Here is a 504-nt window from a genome sequence, read left to right on the forward strand (position 1 = left end):
TTGCGCGACGTTGGCCGCGTTGCCGGCGGAAGTGTTGGCCGCCGCGTTGGCCACCGTGCTGGCCTGGGTGGTGGTGCCCGCGTCGTTGGTCACCTTCGGGGCGGCCTGGAACTGGGTGATGCCCTTGGTCGCCGCCGTGGACTGCACCGAGTAGTTGGCCATCGCCCCGGCATCCTGGGCCCAAAACTCGCCGTACTGGGCCTCCAACTGCGCGATCGCCCCGGTGTTCTGCCCGATCACGTTGGTGGCCTGCAACTGCTGCACCAACGCCCGGTTGGCCGCGATCACCGGCGGTGGCACCACCGCGGCGAACGCCGCCTCATAAGCCGCCGCCGCCGCGGCGGCCTGCACCGCGGCCTGCTCGGCCTACGCGCACCGGCGGCCGCCCACGCTGCGGGGGTCGGGCGCCCAGGCGACCCGCCGTCACCGATTTATCGTCAGTCAATACCCGAGCCAAGCGGCCAAGGTTAAGGAGTAATTCGTGTTTGACTTCGGGGCGTTACC

1 pseudogene is annotated in these 504 nt (G+C 70.0%); it reads right to left on the bottom strand.

Features of this window, described 5'->3' with window-relative positions:
• A pseudogene (locus A9X05_RS19990) lies at positions 1-372 on the bottom strand (PPE domain-containing protein); the annotation flags it as partial.
• Positions 373-504 lie beyond the last annotated feature (132 nt).

This window comes from Mycobacterium sp. E3298 (genome assembly GCF_001666895.1).
GTDB lineage: Bacteria > Actinomycetota > Actinomycetes > Mycobacteriales > Mycobacteriaceae > Mycobacterium.